The following is a 17844-nucleotide window of genomic DNA, read 5'->3' on the forward strand; positions in this document are numbered from 1 at the left end:
GGATGAAGATTTATCTATCAGTGGATATGGAGGGCGTCACCGGGCTCACCGATCCGGAGGAGATGCACGCGGGCGGCCGGGGCTACGAACGCGGCTGCGAGCTGATGACCGGGGACGCCAACGCGGTGATCCAGGGGGCGTTCGACGCGGGGGCGCGGTCGGTGCTCGTGAACGACGCGCACGGCTCCACCAAGAACCTCAGGATCGACCTGCTCGACGAGCGGGCCACGCTGATCAGGGGGCCGGGCAAGCCGCACCGCATGGGGCAGGGACTGACGCCCGACTTCGCCGCCGCCTGCTTCGCCGGCTACCACGCCAGGGCAGGGGTACGGCACGGCGTGCTCAACCACACGTGGATGGGCAAGGAGATCCACAACGTCCACCTCAACGGCGAGATCTGCGGCGAGACCAGGCTGGTCGCCGGATTCGCCGGTTCGCTGGGCGTGCCCGTGGCGCTCGTCACCGGTGACGAGGCGGTCTGCGAGGAGGCCAGGGACCTGCTCGGCGATGTCGAGACCGTCGCCGTGAAGAAGGGCGTCGACAAGTTCTCCGCAGAGCTGCTGCCGCCGGGCGTGGCGCAGCGCCGGATCCGGGAGGGGGCCGCCCGGGCGCTCGGCCGGTTGCCGGATTTCCGGCCCTACGTCGTGCCCGCGCCGTACACGCTGGGGGTGGAGTGGAACTCCACGGCGATCGCCGCGGCCTGCGCGATCATTCCGGGCGTGAAGCAGGCGGGCCCACGGCACATCGAGTTCACCACGGACGACTACCACGACATCATGGCGCTGTTCGGGATCTTCTCGATGATCGGCGGCCAGGTGGCGTGCGGCAGCGGCGTCTACGGCTGATCCAAGCACGCCTGATTCGAGAGTGACGAGGTCCGATGGTCGAGGGTGAGGACGGGGGCAGGAGTGAAAGGGGAGACGGGGGATCACTGACGCGGCGCTCCCTCCTGGTGGGGCTCGGCGTCGCAGGGGGAGCGGGGGCGATGTACGCGGCCATGGGGGTGCTCGGGCTCGCCCCCGACCGCCAGGAGCGCGACTACACGCCGCCCCAGCGGTCCGATTTCGCGCTGCGCGGCCGGGCGGCGGCGAAGGTGGTGATCCTCGGGGCGGGGGTCGCCGGGCTCGCCGTCGCCTACGAGCTGGGCAAGGCGGGGTACGACTGCACGGTCCTCGAGGCCCGCGACCGGGTGGGCGGACGCAACCTCACCCTCCGGGGCGGCGACCTGCTGCCCGAGCTCCCCGATCCGCTCGCGTCGTCCGGGGGCGGGGGAGCGCGGCAGGTGCGGGCACAGGGGACCGCCGGAACCCGGGAGGCCAGGACCCAGGAGGCCAGGACTCAGGAGGCGCGGTTCGGCGAGGGCGTCTACTTCAACGCCGGACCGGCGAGGATCGCCCAGTGGATGGTCACGCTCGACTACTGCCGCGAGCTCGGCGTGCCCATCGAGCTGTTCGTCAACGACAACCCCAGCGCGTACGTCTTCAACAGACGCATGGAGGCGCCGGTCCGGGCGCGTACGGCCCGTGCCGACATGTACGGATATATCAGTGAACTTCTGGCGAAGGCCACGAACGCCGGAGCACTCGACAGGCGGCTGACCTCCGGCGACAAGGCCGCCCTGCTCGACTTCCTGTCCGGGTTCGGAGACATCGGCGGGAGTTACGACTACGCCGGTTCCGACCGGCGCGGCCTGCGGGTGAACCCCGGCATCGAGGAGGGTGTGCCGCTCGGCGCTCCGCCGCCGCTGTCGGAGGTGCTCGGGTACGGCCTCGGCCGTACGATCGGCTTCCCCCTCGCCTATGACCAGGCGATGCCGATGTTCCAGCCGGTCGGCGGGATGGACGCGATCGTGACCGGCCTGGCCGACGCCGTCGGCCGCGACCGCATCCACACCTCGACCGAGGTCAACAAGATCACCAACCTGGCCGACGGCGTGGAGATCGAGCACTCGGGCGGCTCGGCCATCAGGGCGGACTACTGCGTGGCCGCGCTCCCGCCGCACGTGCTGGCCCGGATCCCCGGCAACCTGGACGCCCGGGTCGTCGCCGCCCTGCGGAGCCCGCAGCCCGTGTCGGCGGGCAAGATCGGGCTGGAGTACCGCAGCCGCTGGTGGGAGACCGACGACCGGATCTACGGCGGCATCACCGAGACCGATCTGGACATCTCGCATATCTGGTACCCCTCACACGACTTCCACGGCAGACGGGGGCTGCTGGTCGGCTACTACAACCTCGGGGCCGACGCCGACGCCTACGGCCGGCTGACCCACGCGGAGCGGCAGAAACGCGCGGTCACGCAGGGCATGAAGATCCACGGGGAGAAGTACCGGACCGAGCTGGTGTCGAGCGTCTCGATCGACTGGCGCCGCCAGCCGCACATCGAGGGCGGGTGGGCGGCCTGGCCGTCCTACGAAGGCGGGTTCGGCCTGCTCCAGAGGCCGGCCGGGCGGGTCTACTTCGCCGGAGACTGGCTCACCCACCTCGTGGCCTGGCAGGCCGGGGCGTTGGAATCCGCCCGTAATGTGGTCGCACAACTGCACGAACGCGTGATCAAGGACGGTTGAATGAGTCTCGACTGGATGCCCGTCGCCGACGGCCTCGACCTGCTCGCGGAACCGGTGGCCAAGGCGATCACAGGAGTGGCGGCGCGGGTCGCCCCGATCGACGCCGAGCTCGCGGACACGGCCGCGTTCTGCGAGCGGTACGGCGTGGCCCTGGCGGACTCGGCGAACTGCGTGATCGTCGCGGCCAAACGGGGCGGCGAGACCCGATACGCCGCCGTCATGGTCCTCGCCACCCACCGGGCGGACATCAACGGGGTCGTCCGCCGCCACCTGGGGGCCAAGAAGGCGTCGTTCGCGCCGCAGCCCGAGGCCGTCGCGCTGACCGGCATGGAGTACGGCGGCATCACCCCCATCGGGCTGCCCGAGGAGTGGCCCGTGCTCGTTGACCGAAATGTGATCGACCGGTCGTTCGTCGTGATCGGCAGCGGGGTGCGCCGTTCCAAGCTGGCACTTTCCGGGAAGGAGTTGGCCGAGGCGACGAACGCGGAGATCATCGCCCTCACGCTCTGACCACCCCCTGGGAAACCCCTGTCCCATGCCGACCGTTGAGTGGACCAGGGATGTGGCGCGTTGGTGCGCTCATGGGCGTTCTTTTAGTCGGTATGGTGCTTAGACAATGAATCAGGACGACCGGCTGGGACCGTACCGGCTGCTGAGGCGGCTCGGTGAGGGCGGCATGGGCGTGGTCCACCTCGCCCTCGACCCACGCGGCAGAGAGGTGGCCGTAAAGGTCCTGCGCTCCGACGTGGCGGGGGACGACGTCGCGCGCAGGCGGCTCTCCCGCGAGGTCGAGACCATGCGGCGGGTGCGCAGCCCGCACATCGCGGAGGTCCTGGACGCCGACGTCACCGGCCTGCGGCCGTACATCGTGACGCGCTATGTGCCCGGCCGGCCGCTCGACGAGATCGTCAAGCAGGACGGTCCGCTGGGCCTGGACGCCCTGCTCAAGGTGGCGGGCGGCATCGCCGAGGCGCTCGCGGCGGTGCACGCGGCCGGGGTCGTCCATCGCGACCTCAAACCGGGCAACGTGCTGATGCTGGACGGCCGGCCCGTGCTCATCGACTTCGGCATCTCCCAGGCCGTCGACGCCACCCGGCTCACCCAGACCGGCATGTTCATCGGCACCCCCGGCTACCTCGCCCCGGAGATCATCGAGGGGCACGAGGCGGGTCCTGAGGTGGACGTGCACGCCTGGGCGGGCACGCTGCTGTTCGCCGCGACCGGCCAGTCACCGTTCGGCAAGGGCACGCTGGAGATGATCTTCTACAACATCACCTCCGGCCGGTCCAACGTGGCGGCCGCTCCCGAGCCGCTCCAGCCGCTGCTGCGTGCGGCGTTCCAACGCGACCCGGCGAGACGGCCCACGGCGGTGGAACTGGCCGGCTGGGTCGCCAGGCTCACCGGTCCGGCCACCGGCCGACCCCGCGTGCCCGACGAGATCACCACCGTGCCGAACGTCGACGACACCGGCAGCAGGCCCGCGCCCGGCGTCGCCGTCCCCGGCCCGGGGGCCTCCGCCCCGAGACGGGACGAGTTCGTCTCGCTGCTCGGGGACTCACCCGGCCTCGACGGCACGTCCGCGCTCGGCGGTGCCACGGCCCCCGGCGGTGCCACGGCCCCCGGCGGTGCCACGGCTCCCGGTGGTGTCCCGGCCTCCGGCGGGCCGTGGGGCCAGGGGAACACGGCCGGGATCATGGACACCCCCGTGTTCCGCGGCAGACCGGGATCCGGTGCCGCCCCCGTCCAGCCCGTCCAACCCGTCCACCCCGGTCAGCCCGGTGGTCGGCCCGAGGCTCAGGGCGGCGATCCGTTCCCGACGGTACGGGTGACCGGCGAGGACCTGCGCCGGGCGGGCATCGGGCCCGGCGGTCCGATCCAGCCGCGGCCGTCCACCTCCCCGGAGGGGGACATTCCGACCAGGCGGGTCACCTCCGAGGGCGACATCCCGACCAGACGGGTCACCTCGGAGGAATTACGCCAGGCGGTCTCGCAGTCTTTCCCCGAGCAGGCGCAGCGGACCCCCGAGATCTTCAGGAAGGCCGCGGAGGTCTTCGAGCAGACCCCGCACATCCCGCAGTCGCAGCAGGCACCCTTTCTGCCCACCGCCCAGGTGCCGCCCTATCGGCCCCATCACCAGCAGCATCTCCAGGGGCCGTACCAGCAGCCGTTCCAGCCGCCGGCGCAGCCGCACGCGGGCGGCGTCGTGCTGCACCGATCCAAGACGTACGCCGTGGCCGCCGTGCTGCTGTTCGTGCTCATGGCGTGCGCAGCGGTCATCGCGCCGCTCCTGGTGTGGGTGTTCGCGCTGCCGGCCGTCGTGCTGCTGCGGGCCGCCGACATCGTCCAATCGCGGCTCGACACCCGAAAGCCGGCCGGCGCCGCGCCCACCGACCTGATCGGGGTGCTCGGCCGCCCGGACGCGATCGTGAAGTCGATCGGCGTCACGATCGCGCTCCTGCCGTACGGACTGGTCCTCGGCCTGCCCGTCACGGTGCTGCTGACCCTGCTGGTGCCGTCGGCATCGGTCCTGGCCGCGCTGAGCTGGGGGCTCGCGGTGGCGCTGTGGACCGTCTGCGCCGGGCCCGGGGTCGAGGGGCCGCGCCGTCAGCTGCGGCGGACGTTCACCTCTCTCGCCCCGGGGGACGGCGGGGCGCGCGGGATGGTCTGGGGGATCGGGGCCGCGGTCGTGCTCGTGGGGCTCGTCGCACTGGCGAGTTTGGTGGGTAAACAGACTGCTGGGCACTTTTGGGGGCCTGTGGACGTTCTGTCCCTAGTAGAACGCCTTTCGGAGCTGCGGGTCCACATGGGGAGCCGGTGACGGGGGACGACATGTCGACAATCGAAGCTCCGGAGGCTCCGGAGCGGATCGGGCCCTACCGGCTGCTGCGCCGGCTGGGCGAGGGCGGCATGGGGGTCGTCCATCTCGGTCTGGACGGCGAGGGCCGCGAGGTCGCCGTCAAGGTCCTGCACCCGCACGTCGCGACCGACCTCAAGGCACGTGACCGGCTCACCCGCGAGGTCGAGACCATGCGCCGGGTGCGCAGCAGGCGGGTCGCCGAGGTTCTCGACGCCGACCTGACCGGCGCCTCGCCGTACATCGTGACCAGGTACGCCCCCGGGCGGACGCTGGAGCAGACCGTGCTGGAGGACGGGCCGCTCGACGACGGCGGCATCGTCAGGCTCGCCCGCGGGCTGTGCGAGGCCCTGGTCTCCATCCACGCGGCCGACGTCATCCACCGTGACCTCAAGCCGGCCAACGTGATGCTCGTCGACGGCGAACCGCTGGTGATCGACTTCGGCATCGCGCACCTGGTGAACGCCACCCGGCTGACGCAGACCGGGATGTTCGTCGGCACCCCCGGCTACCTCGCCCCCGAGATCATCCGGGACACCGAGATCACCCAGGCGGCCGATGTGCACGCGCTCGCGGCCACCGTGTTCTTCGCGGCGACCGGGCGGCCGCCGTTCGGATCCGGCACGTTCGAGTCGGTCTGCTACAACGTGCTCGAGGGCAAAGCGCAGCTCGACCTCGCACCCGCCTGGCTGCGGGAGTGGCTCCGGATGGCCCTGGCCAAGGAGGCCGAGGCCCGCCCGGCTGCCGCCTCGCTGCTCAAGCTGTCACGGGCGCTCGATCCCTCGGTGACCACGTTCCACGAGAACGGCGCGCGCGACGGCGGCACCCGGCTGCTCGACGCCACGAGCCTCGACGGCGACAGGGCGGGCCCCGGCCCGGCGGCCTACGACGAGACCGCGGTCATCGACGAGGCGGCCGCACATTCGAGCGCCTCGGCACGGCCGGATCGGACCGGCGTCCTGCCGGACGGCCGCTCCGACGACTACGCCGACCTGCTTCCGCCGGTCAACTACGTCGAGCCGGAGCGCCCCCGCCGGGACACGCGACAGCGGCCCGTTTCCGCACCCGGCCCAGCACCGGTCCCGCCCGCTTACGGCCCGCCGGGGCACGGCCAGGCACCCGGGTACGTTCAGCCGGCCTATGGCCCGCCCGCCTACGCCCAGCCCGGCTACGCGCCGGGGTACGGCCCGCCGCCGGCCGTCTACCAGCCATATCCCGACCAGCGGGTCGCCGGTTACCCGCCACCCCCTCAGGTGGCGGCACCGCCGACCGCGCCGCCCGTGCCGCCGCAGGCGGTCGCGCGTCCGACCGCCCCGCCGGCGGAGGCCGTGCCGTACGGGCGGGACCCGTCGCGGCCGCGCTACCGTGCCGCGCACCCGGTCCTCGCGGGGCTGCTCCTGGTCGTGCTCGTGGCCCTGGCCTGCCTGCTGCCGGTCACCGTGAGCCTGTTCGCCGTCGTGGCGGCGCTGTGCCTGCGCGTGGGCCATCATCTGCTGAGCGACCTCGCGGCACGCCGATCGATCAGGGGGAGCAGCGGAGCGGACCCCTTCTTGGCGATCCTGGGCACACCCTGGGCGTTGATCAAGTCGGCGCTCGCCACGCTCATCCAGGTCCCGCTGGCGGCGATGTTCGCGATGTGCGTGTGGGGCGGGCTCGTGTACATCGGAAAGATGGGCACCGATCCGGCCGCGGCCTACGCCGCGGGAGCGTTCGTCGCGGGGCTGTTCGTCCTGCCGGGCGGATCGGCGCCGCGGAAGGCGGTCTCGCGGGCGCTCAGCTCGGCGATCCGCAGTCCCGGCGCCGGCATGGTGATCACGATCACGGTGGGCACCGTCGCGCTGTTCGCGGTGATGACGGCGATGTCTGCCGACGCCTCCTGGGCTCCGTGGCGACCGCCCTCGGTGGCGATCGACCACGTCGTGGCAGATCTCAGGCGCAGGGGCGAGGACACGGTCGTCAACCTCGTCGGCGGCCTCATCGGTGACATCATGGACAGGATCGGCCTGGGTTTCCTCACCTTCTGGAACTGACCCGACGCCCGGGAGGGAGCCGAGGAGGAGCGGAGGAGCGGAATGGGTTCACCGGAACACCTGAGCCCTCACCCCCGACACGGGGACCGTCAGGGGAGCCATCAGGGGAACTCCGAGCAGCCGGACCAGGCCGCGGAATCCGGTCTCGAGACAGAACCCGCGCTCCTCGGCCCGTATCGCCTGCTCTCCACGCTCGGCTCCGGCGGATTCGGCGAGGTGCATCTGGCCCTCGACCCGGAGGGCCGCACGGTCGCCGTGAAGATGCTCCACCCGCACATCGCCTCCGACTCCCGCGCGATCGCCCGCCTGGCGCGCGAGGTGGAGACCATGCGCCGGGTGCGCGGCCCGCACGTCGCCGAGATCCTCGACGCCTCCCTGACCGGCTCCCGGCCATACATCGTGACCCGATATGTCCAGGGTCGTGCCCTCAGCGTCGTCATGGCCGATGGTGGGCCGATCGAGGGGGACGATCTCGTCCGGCTCGCGCGCGGACTGGCCGAGGCGCTGGAATGTGTCCACGCCGCCGGGATCGTGCACCGAGACCTCAAGCCCGCCAACGTCATCATCGCCGACGGCGAGCCGTACCTGATCGACTTCGGCATCGCGTGCGCGCTGGAGTCCGCGTCGGTCACGGCGTCGGGAGCGGTCGTCGGCACCCCCGGCTACCTGGCGCCCGAGGTGCTGGAGGGCTGGGCCGCCGGGCCGGAGGCCGACGTGTTCGCCTGGGCGGCGACGGTGGCCTTCGCCGCGACCGGGCGGCAGCCGTACGGCACCGGGCCCGTGACGGCCGTCGCCTATCGGGTGGTCCACCACGAACCCGACCTTTCCGGTGTGCCGTCCTGGCTCGCCCCGCTGCTGGCCGAGTGCCTGGACAGGGATCCCGGAGCGCGGCCGACGGCGGCGAGCCTGGTGGCCAGGCTCGCCGCCGCCTCGCCCGTCGTGTCCTCTCCCGTCCGGGCCCCGCTGCCTTCGGCCGTGCCCGCGCTCGACGGGCCCGCCGGTGGGCTCGCCGAGGGGCTGCCCGGTGCGCGTGGCTCCGCGCCCACCAGGGAGTGGCGGCCCCGGGAGAGACGTCCGGAGGGGCGCCCCGACGCGGGGCACCTCGACGCGCGGGCGAAGCACCGGCAGAAGCTGCACCGGCGGTGGGTCATCGGATCGGCCCTCGTCGTCGGCCTGTTCGCCGCGGCGGCCTCGCGGAACCTCCCCGAGATCTCACTGCTCCTGCTCGTGCTGTACGGCATCGGCGTGCTGATCGACGCCGCCTTCGGCCTGGCCGCCAGGGCGCGGGCCAGGCTGGTCGTCGACGCCGCGGGCGGGGTCGGCGTCGTCGCCGTCTATGCACTGCTCAGCTCGCTGTTCAGCACGATGACGCTGCTCTTCGCCGTCGCCACCGTGCTGTTCCTGCTGATCACCCTCGTCGTCGCGAGCTGATCCGGTCCGTAGCCCCTGTGGCTCCAAGCGCATGTGACTGTGGGCAGCGCTTGCCGGATGGGGAGGAGGGCTGCGATAGGTCCGGAACATGCTTCGGTATCGTGATGGCGATGGAGAGGTGCGGCTAAGCTACTCGCGGGTAACATAGCCTTGGCTCCCATTTGGAAGTCGTGCGTCCAGCGTGTGCGTACCCCACGGCACGGAACGAAATCGCGGCGTCAGCCGTACGGAAAGGGGAGGTCGGCCACCGGCCATGAACATCGTCGTCTGCGTGAAGCAGGTCCCCGACACGGCGACCGAGCGCAAGCTGAGGTCCGATGACAAGACACTCGACCGCGATGCCGCCGACGGCGTCGTCAACGAGCTCGATGAATACGCGGTCGAGGAGGCGCTGAAGCTCAAGGAGGCCCACGGGGGCGAAGTGACGGTGCTCACCATGGGCCCGGGCAAGGCCACCGAGACCATCCGCAAGGCGCTCGCCATGGGCGCGGACAAGGCCGTCCACCTCAGCGATGACGCGCTGCACGGTTCGGACGCGCTGTCGACCTCGTACGCCATGGCCCAGGCGCTGAAGAAGATCGGTTTCGACCTGGTCGTCCTCGGCTCGGAGTCCACCGACGCCCGCACCGGTGTGCTCGCCGCGATGCTGGCCGAGCGCCTCGGCGTCCCCCAGCTCAGCCTGGCCAAGAAGGTCGAGGTGAACGGGTCGGCCATCGCCATCGAGCGCCTCACCGACTACGGGTACGACAAGGTCGAGGCCTCGCTGCCGGCCGTCGTGTCCGTGGTCGAGAAGATCAACGAGCCGCGTTACCCGTCCTTCAAGGGCATCATGGCGGCCAAGAAGAAGCCGGTCGAGACGCTCGGCATCGCCGACGCGGAGATCTCCGCTGACCAGGTGGGGCTGGCGAACGCGTGGAGCGAGGTCGTCGACTTCGCGGCCGCGCCGCCGCGTGCGGCCGGGACGATCGTCAAGGACGAGGGCGACGGCGGCGCCAAGATCGCCGAGTTCCTCGCGTCGAAGAAGTTCGTGTGAGGGGCTTGGAATGAGTGAGGTTCTGGTTCTCGTCGAGCATGTCGACGGCGATGTCAAGAAGGTCACCCTCGAACTGCTGACGCTGGCCCGGTCGCTGGGCGCGCCGGCCGCCGTGTGGGCCGGGCCCGGCTACTCGGACGCCGCCAAGGCCAAGCTCGCCGAGTACGGCGCGGAGAAGATCTACGTGGCGGACGCCGAGGAGATCACCGGCTACGTCGTGGCGCCCAAGGCCGAGCTGCTGGCCAAGCTCGTGGCGGACAAGGCGCCGGCCGGTGTCCTGGTCGCGGCCACGGCCGAGGGCAAGGAGATCGCCGGTCGGCTGGCCGTCAAGACGGACTCCGGTGTGATCACCGATGCGGTGGGTCTGGGTGAGGGCTTCGTCGCCGACCAGTCGATCTTCGGTGGTGGCGTCAACGTGCGCAGCCGGGTCGCCAAGGGCACGCCGATCGTGGCGGTGCGTCCCAACTCCGCCGCTCCCGTCGCGACGGCCGGTGCCGCCGCCGAGGAGAAGGTGGAGGTCGCCCTGTCGGACGCCGCCCGTGCCGCGCGGATCGTGGAGCGGGTCAAGCAGGAGAAGGGCGCCCGTCCGGAGCTGACCGAGGCCGCTGTCGTGGTCTCCGGTGGCCGGGGTGTGGGGTCGGCCGAGAGCTTCGCCCTCATCGAGAAGCTCGCCGACTCTCTCGACGCGGCGGTCGGCGCCTCGCGTGCCGCCACCGACGCCGGTTGGTACCCGCACCAGTTCCAGGTCGGGCAGACCGGCAAGACCGTGGCGCCGCAGCTTTACATCGCGGCCGGCATCTCCGGCGCGATCCAGCACCGGGCCGGCATGCAGACATCCAAGACGATCGTTGTGATCAACAAGGACGCCGAGGCGCCGATCTTCGAGATCGCCGACTACGGCGTGGTGGGCGACCTCTTCCAGGTCGTCCCCCAGCTCACCGAGGAGATCGAGAAGCGCAAGTAGCCCTCGCGCGTACGCCGCCCGGCCGCCGGGTTGCCGGGCACAGCGCGATGGGCAGAGCGCTAATGGGACCCAGCGCGATGGGACACACCGCGATGGGACACAGCGCGAACAGGACCCGGCGCTGATGGGAAACAGCGCAATGGGGCATGGCGAAACGGGCTGATCGGACACGGTTCGCCGAAACGAAACGCCGGACGGCGCCGCACCACCCGTGGTGCGGCGCCGTTCGCGTTTCGTGTCCTCACGGCTGGGAGACCGCTCTCTTCCTGGCGGGGGCTGCTCTCTTCCCGGCCGAGGGCTGTTCTCTTCCCGGTCGGGGGCCGCTCTCTTCCCGGCAGGGAGGCCGTCGATCCGACCGGATTCACGCGGCGACGGGCAGGTGCTCGGGGACCCCGCCGGCATCGGCCGCCGTCTTGTCGGCCGCATCGCCGGCCGTGCCGTCGGTTTCATGCGGCCGCGCGCGCCCGGCGGGCGGGGCGGCGGTCCTCATGACCGCCGGAAGGAAGCGACCGGCGACCGCGACGAGGAGGCCGAGCGCGACCGCGATGCCCAGCGCGGCGCGCAGGGAGGTCGCGGTCGACAGGAAACCGACGACGACCGGGCCGAGCAGGAGCCCGGCGTAGCCCATCGCGCCCGCCTGGGCGATCGCCGGCCCCGGCCGGTCGGTCGCGGTGCCGGCGAGCGACAGCGCCATCGGCGAGATCGTCGCCACCGAGAGGCCGACGAAGAACATCCCGGTCACCGCGAGGGGAGCGGACGGCGCGGCGATGACGAGGAGGAACGTCGCCGCAGCGGCGGCCCCAGAGGTGACGATCAGGCCGCGTGCGCCGTACCGGTCGCGGAGCCGGTCCCCGCTCAGCCGGGCCGCCAGCATGCCCGCCTCGAACACGGGGTAGCCGAGTGCGGCCACGGACTCGGGGGCGCCGAGCGTGCCGAGGAGATACAGGCCGTTCCAGTCGGCCACGACTCCCTCGATCATGAAAGCGCCGAACGTGATCGCGCCGAGCAGATAGACGATGCCGGGCATTCTGCCCCGTTTGCCCGACGTGCCCCTCGTGCCGGAGGTGCCTTCGGCGGCCGGTTCCGAAAGGTAGGTGCGGCCGATCGCGAGCGAGGCGGGCAACGACACCAGGGCGATCATCACGAGATGGGCGGTGAAGGACAGGCCGGCCGCGATCGCCGCCGTGCCGAGCAATCCCGCCGAGATCGCGCCCACGCACCAGCCGGCGTGCATCCCGCTCATCAGCGGCCTGCCGTACGCCTGCTCGACGGTCGAGCCCTGGGCGTTCATGCCCACGTCCACGACGCCGAACGCCATGCCGAACAGGGTCGCGGCCGCGACCATGGTCGGGAAGGAGGGCGCCACCGCGACGAGCACCAGCGAGGCGGCGCACAGGGGAGCGGCCACCCTGAGCACGCCGCTGCTGCCGACCTTGGCCATGACGACGCGCATGAGCTGCATGGTGAGCAGCGCACCGAGCCCCCAGCAGAGCAGCGCGACGCCGACCGACGACTCGGTCAGTTGGAGCCGGTGGACCAGCGCGGGCAGACGTACGGTGAACGTCCCGCACAGCAGACCGGCCAGAGCGAACGTGAGGACCGACCCGTAACGGGCCGCCCCCAGGGCGCGGGTCATCACGGCCTCCTTTCCTGGAAGTTTTCAAGCGTGTGAGATGAGGGGGATGGGAGAGCGCGGCCGAGATCCGCGCAGGATGGCCGGCGCCACCGCGTGGCCGCGCGCAGGCGCGCGGCGGGTGCCGTACGGCGAGACGTGTCCGCCGGAGCACCTGTACGGCTCGGCAGGGCGGTCGTGCGATGCGGTGCGAGGCGGGTGCGATGCGGTCAGGCGTTACGGGGAGTCGTTATGACGATCGGCTACAGCAATTCGAGCAACCGCCGGTGGACCGCCGCGTAATCGATGGTCGAGGGGCTGTGGGTGGCGACGTCCCAGAGACCCTCACAGCTGAGGCGTACGACCTGGGACGTCAGCGGATCGGGCTCGTCGTCCAGCCCGTGGGTATGCCAGCGGGCCATCGCCTCGCGAAGCGGTGCGAGCAGCCCGGGGTCTCCCGCGGCCCCGGTGACCACGGCCCAGCGTCGCAGCCGGCCGCTCTCGACGGCCTCGAACGTGGCGGCCAGGTAGGCCCGGGTGTACGTGGGTTCGTGCTGCGCCTCGACCAGCGCGTCGAAATCCGCGATCAAGCGCTCGATCATGGCTTTGATCAGGACTTCCTTGCTCGCGAAGTGATAGAGAAGGCCGCCCTTGCTGACGCCGGCGCGCTCGGCGACCGCGGCCAGGGTCAGGCCCTGGACGCCCTGATCGTCGAGCAGGCACTCCGCCGCGTCGAGTAGCTCGTCCCTTCTCATGGACCGTACTATACCGTCTGGACGGTTCAGTATGCGAATCCGGGGATCGCCTGAACGGCGGTCCCGGATAGGCTTGTTCAGCTGAGGCCGGGTCTGGAGGGGCCGTGGGAACCGCATATCTTGACCATGCCTCGACCACGCCGATGCTTCCTGAGGCGATCGAGGCCATGACAGCGCAGCTGGGACAGGTGGGCAATCCGTCGTCCCTGCATGCCGCCGGCCGTCGCGCCCGCCGCGTGGTGGAGGAGTCACGTGAGACGATCGCGAGCGCGCTGGGCGCCCGCCCGAGCGAGGTCGTGTTCACCGCCGGCGGCACAGAGGCCGACAATCTGGCCATCAAAGGGCTGTTCTGGGCACGCGAACGCCGACGCATCCTGATCAGCGCGGTCGAACACCACGCCGCCCTCGACCCCGCCCGGTGGCTGGCCGACCGGCACGGTGCGATCGTCGAACTGCTCGAGGTCGACGAGCACGGGCGGGTGCATCCCGACACGCTGCGTGCGGCCATCGAGCGCGACCCCGACGACGTGGCCCTGGTCAGCGTCATGTGGGCCAACAACGAGGTCGGGACCGTACAGCCGATCCGCATCCTCGCCGCCATCGCCCACGAGCACGGGGTCCCGTTGCACACCGATGCGGTGCAGGCCGTCGGCCAGCTTCCGGTCGGGTTCGCCGAGTCGGGCGTAGACGCGATGACGGTCTCCGGCCACAAGGTCGGCGGGCCGATGGGCGTCGGCGCGCTGCTGCTGGCCCGGGGCGCCGACCCGGTGCCCGTACTGCACGGCGGAGGTCAGGAGCGCGACGTGCGTTCCGGGACGCTCGACGCCCCGGCGATCGCCGGGTTCGCTGCGGCCGTAGAGGCCGCGGTCGAGAGCCGGGCCGCCACCGCGGAACGGCTGTCGACACTGCGCGACGACCTGATCGAGCGTGTCCGGCAGGCCGTGCCCGACGTGGTGCTGAACGGCGATCCGGTCGATCGGCTGCCCGGGAACGCCCACTTCTCCTTCCCCGGCTGCGAGGGTGACGCGCTGCTCATGCTCCTCGACGCCAAAGGCGTGGAATGCTCCACCGGCTCGGCCTGCTCGGCGGGCGTGGCCCAGCCGTCACACGTGCTGCTCGCCATGGGACAGGACGGTGTCCGCGCCCGCGGTTCGCTGCGCTTCTCGCTCGGTCACACCTCGACGAAGGCGGACGTCGACCGCGTGGCCGAGGTCATCGGCCACGTCGTCGAACGGGCAAGACGTGCCGGCATCCTCATCTGATGCCGACCATCCCGCGGTGATCTTGCAGTTTCTCGCACCCGTCCCGCTTTACCTGCGAGAACGCCTTTTGTGATCTTGCAGAAACTCGCACGGATCGTTCTTGAGCTGCGGAAACAGGGTCCGTGATCTTGCAGTTTGCGGCGGACTGCAAGATCACGAACTTTGAAATCCCAGGTCGCACGGCCATCCACTGAATTTCTGCAAGATCACTGGAGGTGTCGCCGCAGCTAGCCGCTGGTTTCTGCGAGAAATCGCAAGATCACGGGGTGAGGGGTGGGCTCGCGCCTTCGTCCCTCAGGTGAGGAAGTGGGCGACCTCGCTCCAGGAGGGGTCGTCGGCCACCTCGACCTCGGCCTTGCCCTCCTTCCAGGTCGCGGCGAGATCGTTGATCGCGCTCGCCGCCTCGCCCTTCGGATCGGCGTACACGTGCAGGGTCCGCACGCCGTCGGCGCTCATGTGCGCGGCGAGCACGGCCGTGCCGAGCGTGCCGAGCAGGCCGGTGAGCCGCTCCTCGAAGTCGCGCAGCGCGTCGAGAGACTCGCCCGAGGGCTGCCCGTCGGAGTCGGAGTTCCGGTACGGCAGGCCGATCGCGATGTGCTGGTCGTTGAGCGGGTGGTCGACGGGCCGGAGCGGATAGCGGGCGAGGGCGGTCACCCGGCTGCCGGTGGCGGTCTTGCCCTCCATCAGCATCCACTGCTCGTCCGCGAAGCCCTTCGCCAGATCGGCGATCACACCGGGCAGGTGGATCGCGGGGAACGCGTCGATCGGCTCGAACTCCGCCGGGACGATCTCGCCCACCCAGCGGGCCACGTCGTCCTCGCCCAGCAGCCAGTCGAGCGCCATGAGCGAGGCGTCCATCCGGGCCTCGTCCTCCAGGTCCGGAAATATCGGATGGAAGACGGAAACCTCGGCGCGGGGGGCGTTCGGCGGCGCCTGTACGGCCACCACCAGCCGGTTCAGGTCGAACTCCCGGCCCTCGACCTCGACGGACAGCTCCGCCGCCTGCGGCTTGGCCTGCCTGGACGGGTGGAACTCCCACAGCTCGTCGGCGGGCGGCGCGGCAAGCGCCCACCGGTGGGTGAACGACCGCAGCTCGGGGTCGTTGCACGCGCTGACGACCAGCGCGTACTTTGCCGTGCCGCCCGGTGCGATCTCCCACACCAGGGACGGGTGCATGGCGTTGACGGCCGATTCGAGCGCCTCCGCGAGCGCCTCGGCGTTCCCCGCCTCGACCTGCGCGTCGATCTCCGGGCGGGCCTGCGCCCACCAGGTCCAGAAATCCGCCATGGCCTTGGCCGCATCGGCCGGCGTGTTCTCGCGCCCGAACAATCGCATGACCCCGCATCCTCCCAGCTCCACACCGCCGATGCCAACGTGGGCCCGCTGCGGAGGTAATCTCGAAACGCTATGGCTCACACCACAGGGGACCCCATTGGCGCCGGCCGGCCCGGTCGCCGGCTGCGCGTGCTCGCGGCCATGTCGGGCGGGGTGGACTCCGCCGTGGCCGCCGCCCGGATCGCCGAGGCCGGCCACGACGTCACCGGCGTCCACCTGGCGCTCTCGTCCAACCCCCAGTCGTACCGGACCGGCGCGCGCGGCTGCTGCACTCTCGAGGACGCCCGCGACGCCCGGCGCGCCGCCGACGTGATCGGCATTCCCTTCTATGTGTGGGACATGGCGGAACGGTTCCACCGCGACGTGGTCGAGGACTTCGTCAACGAGTACGCGGCGGGCCGCACCCCCAACCCGTGCCTGCGCTGCAACGAGAAGATCAAGTTCGAGGCCGTGCTCGACCGGGCCCTCGCACTGGGCTTCGACGCGGTCGCCACTGGCCACCATGCGCGGCTCGTCGACGGCGTGCTGCGGCGCAGCGTCGACGAGGGCAAGGACCAGTCGTACGTGCTGGGCGTGCTCACCCGTGAGCAGCTCGCCCACGCGATCTTCCCGCTCGGCGACTCGACCAAGGCACAGGTGCGGGCCGAGGCCGCCCGGCGTGGGCTGTCCGTGGCGGACAAGCCGGACAGCCACGACATCTGCTTCATCGCCGACGGCGACACCCAGGCGTTCCTCGCCGAGCGCCTCGGAGCCGCGGACGGGCCGATCGTCGACGCGCTGACCGGCCGCGTCGTCGGCAACCACCAGGGTGCGTACGGCTTCACCATCGGCCAGCGCAAGGGCCTGCACATCGATCACCCGGCCGCCGACGGACGGCCGCGCTATGTGCTGTCGATCGAACCGGTGTCCAACACGGTCACGGTCGGGCCGCGCGACTCCCTCCAGGTGCGGATCATCGTGGGCGGGCGGCCGGTCTGGAACGGCCCGCTGCCCGAGCCGTACGAGCCGATCGTCTGTGCCGTGCAGCTGCGCGCCCACGGCGAGGTGTACGGCTGCCGCGCCCAGTTGTCGGGCGGCGAGCTGCACATCGAGCTCGACACCCCGGCCACGGGCATCGCCCCCGGCCAGGGTGCCGTTCTCTACGACGGCGACGTGGTCATCGGGTCGGCCACGATCGCCTCGGCCGCCTGACGGACCGGCCGATCGACTAGAGAGTCGATCAGGTAGCTGCCATCCGGGGGCAGGGAGCGGAACGGGAGGGAGCGAGGACCGCACGGGAAGCCCGCGACCGGCGGGCTTCGCAGTGGACCGGAGCTTCCTCCCGGCGCAGTGACCGGAGCCGCGGCAGCGGTGACGACACCTGACCGATGCTCTAGGGCACCTCGACGGACTCGCCGACCGGGATGCGGCGGAAGTCGGCCTTCTGACGGTCGGCCTCCATGCCGATCCAGTTGTCGACGACCTTCAGCCCGACCTCGTTGAGCAGGCCGTCGTGCGTGCTGTAGGCCCGCTGCGGGCGGACCTCGCGGAGGTAGGCGACCATGTCGGTCGTCTTCATCCACGGCGCGTTCGTCGGCACCAGCAGCGTGGGCACCTCGACGCCGGGCGGGGTGAACGCGTCACCGGGGTAGAAGACCTCCTCGTCCACCAGGAAACCGACGTTCTGCACGACCGGCACGTCCGGATGGTTGAGCGCGTGCCATTCGCCGACCACCTTCACCCCGAACCCCGCCGTCGTGAAGGCATCGCCGTCCCGAACCACCTGTATCTTCGCCGGGATCTCGCCGAGCTGATCGGCCACCGACCGACAGGTGAAGATCTCCAGGTCCGGGGCCGCCTTGCGCAGCAGCTCGGCGTCCACATGGTCGAAATGCTCGTGGGTGATCAGTACGGCGCTCGCCTCGTCGAGCAGCCCCTCCCCGCTGAACGATCCCGGGTCGATCACCAGGGTCGAACCGTCCTTCTGCAGCCGCCAGCACGCGTGCCCGAGTTTGGTGAGTCTCAT

Annotated in this window: 14 protein-coding genes; 10 read left to right on the plus strand and 4 right to left on the minus strand. The window is 71.2% G+C overall.

From position 1 onward, the window contains the following. The first annotated feature begins 2 nt into the window (after positions 1–2). The 8 genes from AP234_RS10580 (at position 3) to AP234_RS10615 (ending at position 10875) form a co-directional block, all read left to right on the plus strand. Positions 3–845: a M55 family metallopeptidase gene (locus tag AP234_RS10580; protein ID WP_055479432.1), complete on the plus strand. Its 843-nt coding sequence runs from the start codon at positions 3–5 to the stop codon at positions 843–845. A 35-nt stretch (positions 846–880) separates the two neighbouring features. After that, positions 881–2563, plus strand: coding sequence for an FAD-dependent oxidoreductase (locus AP234_RS10585; protein ID WP_055479433.1), 1683 nt, complete (start codon positions 881–883; stop codon positions 2561–2563). Beyond that, a complete protein-coding gene (locus tag AP234_RS10590) occupies positions 2564–3073 on the plus strand; it encodes a YbaK/EbsC family protein (protein WP_055479434.1) in 510 nt (169 codons plus the stop codon). It abuts the gene before it with no gap. 106 nt (positions 3074–3179) lie between these two features. Further along, positions 3180–5381 (plus strand): serine/threonine-protein kinase, encoded by a 2202-nt coding sequence (locus AP234_RS37895; RefSeq protein ID WP_055479435.1) that lies wholly within the window; start codon positions 3180–3182, stop codon positions 5379–5381. An 11-nt stretch (positions 5382–5392) separates the two neighbouring features. After that, a complete protein-coding gene (locus AP234_RS10600) occupies positions 5393–7447 on the plus strand; it encodes a serine/threonine-protein kinase (RefSeq protein WP_055479688.1) in 2055 nt (684 codons plus the stop codon). Positions 7448–7489: 42 nt separating this feature from the next. Beyond that, complete coding sequence (locus tag AP234_RS10605) at positions 7490–8878, plus strand: serine/threonine-protein kinase (RefSeq protein WP_083501977.1); 1389 nt, start codon at positions 7490–7492, stop codon at positions 8876–8878. Between the two features lie 253 nt (positions 8879–9131). Next, a complete protein-coding gene (locus AP234_RS10610) occupies positions 9132–9911 on the plus strand; it encodes an electron transfer flavoprotein subunit beta/FixA family protein (protein ID WP_055479436.1) in 780 nt (259 codons plus the stop codon). Positions 9912–9921: 10 nt separating this feature from the next. Further along, the gene (locus AP234_RS10615) at positions 9922–10875 is read left to right on the plus strand and encodes an electron transfer flavoprotein subunit alpha/FixB family protein (RefSeq protein WP_055479437.1); all 954 of its coding nucleotides are present in this window, start codon (positions 9922–9924) and stop codon (positions 10873–10875) included. 361 nt (positions 10876–11236) lie between these two features. Here the strand turns inward: AP234_RS10615 and AP234_RS10620 are convergent, their stop codons facing one another. Both AP234_RS10620 and AP234_RS10625 read right to left on the minus strand, forming a co-directional pair. Further along, a complete protein-coding gene (locus tag AP234_RS10620; protein WP_063842857.1) occupies positions 11237–12511 on the minus strand; it encodes an MFS transporter in 1275 nt (424 codons plus the stop codon). Positions 12512–12750: 239 nt separating this feature from the next. Then, positions 12751–13242, minus strand: a complete 492-nt coding sequence (locus tag AP234_RS10625) for a TetR/AcrR family transcriptional regulator (RefSeq protein WP_055479438.1) — start codon at positions 13240–13242, stop codon at positions 12751–12753. Between the two features lie 104 nt (positions 13243–13346). On the opposite strand from AP234_RS10625, the gene AP234_RS10630 reads away from it, so the two are divergent. Beyond that, positions 13347–14504, plus strand: a complete 1158-nt coding sequence (locus AP234_RS10630) for a cysteine desulfurase family protein (protein WP_083501978.1) — start codon at positions 13347–13349, stop codon at positions 14502–14504. 294 nt (positions 14505–14798) lie between these two features. Here AP234_RS10630 and AP234_RS10635 read toward each other — a convergent pair whose 3' ends face one another. Continuing rightward, on the minus strand, positions 14799–15839 hold the full coding sequence (locus AP234_RS10635; protein WP_055479439.1) for a DUF695 domain-containing protein: 1041 nt from the start codon (positions 15837–15839) through the stop codon (positions 14799–14801). Positions 15840–15980: 141 nt separating this feature from the next. On the opposite strand from AP234_RS10635, the gene mnmA reads away from it, so the two are divergent. Further along, positions 15981–17030 (plus strand): tRNA 2-thiouridine(34) synthase MnmA, encoded by a 1050-nt coding sequence (gene mnmA, locus AP234_RS10640; protein WP_055479691.1) that lies wholly within the window; start codon positions 15981–15983, stop codon positions 17028–17030. A 181-nt stretch (positions 17031–17211) separates the two neighbouring features. On the opposite strand, the gene AP234_RS10645 is transcribed toward mnmA, so the two are convergent. After that, positions 17212–17844 carry an MBL fold metallo-hydrolase gene (locus AP234_RS10645; RefSeq protein ID WP_055479440.1) on the minus strand — a complete coding sequence of 211 codons (633 nt, stop codon included), beginning with the start codon at positions 17842–17844 and terminating at the stop codon, positions 17212–17214.

Source organism: Sphaerimonospora mesophila, assembly GCF_001417795.1.
Classification (GTDB): domain Bacteria; phylum Actinomycetota; class Actinomycetes; order Streptosporangiales; family Streptosporangiaceae; genus Sphaerimonospora; species Sphaerimonospora mesophila.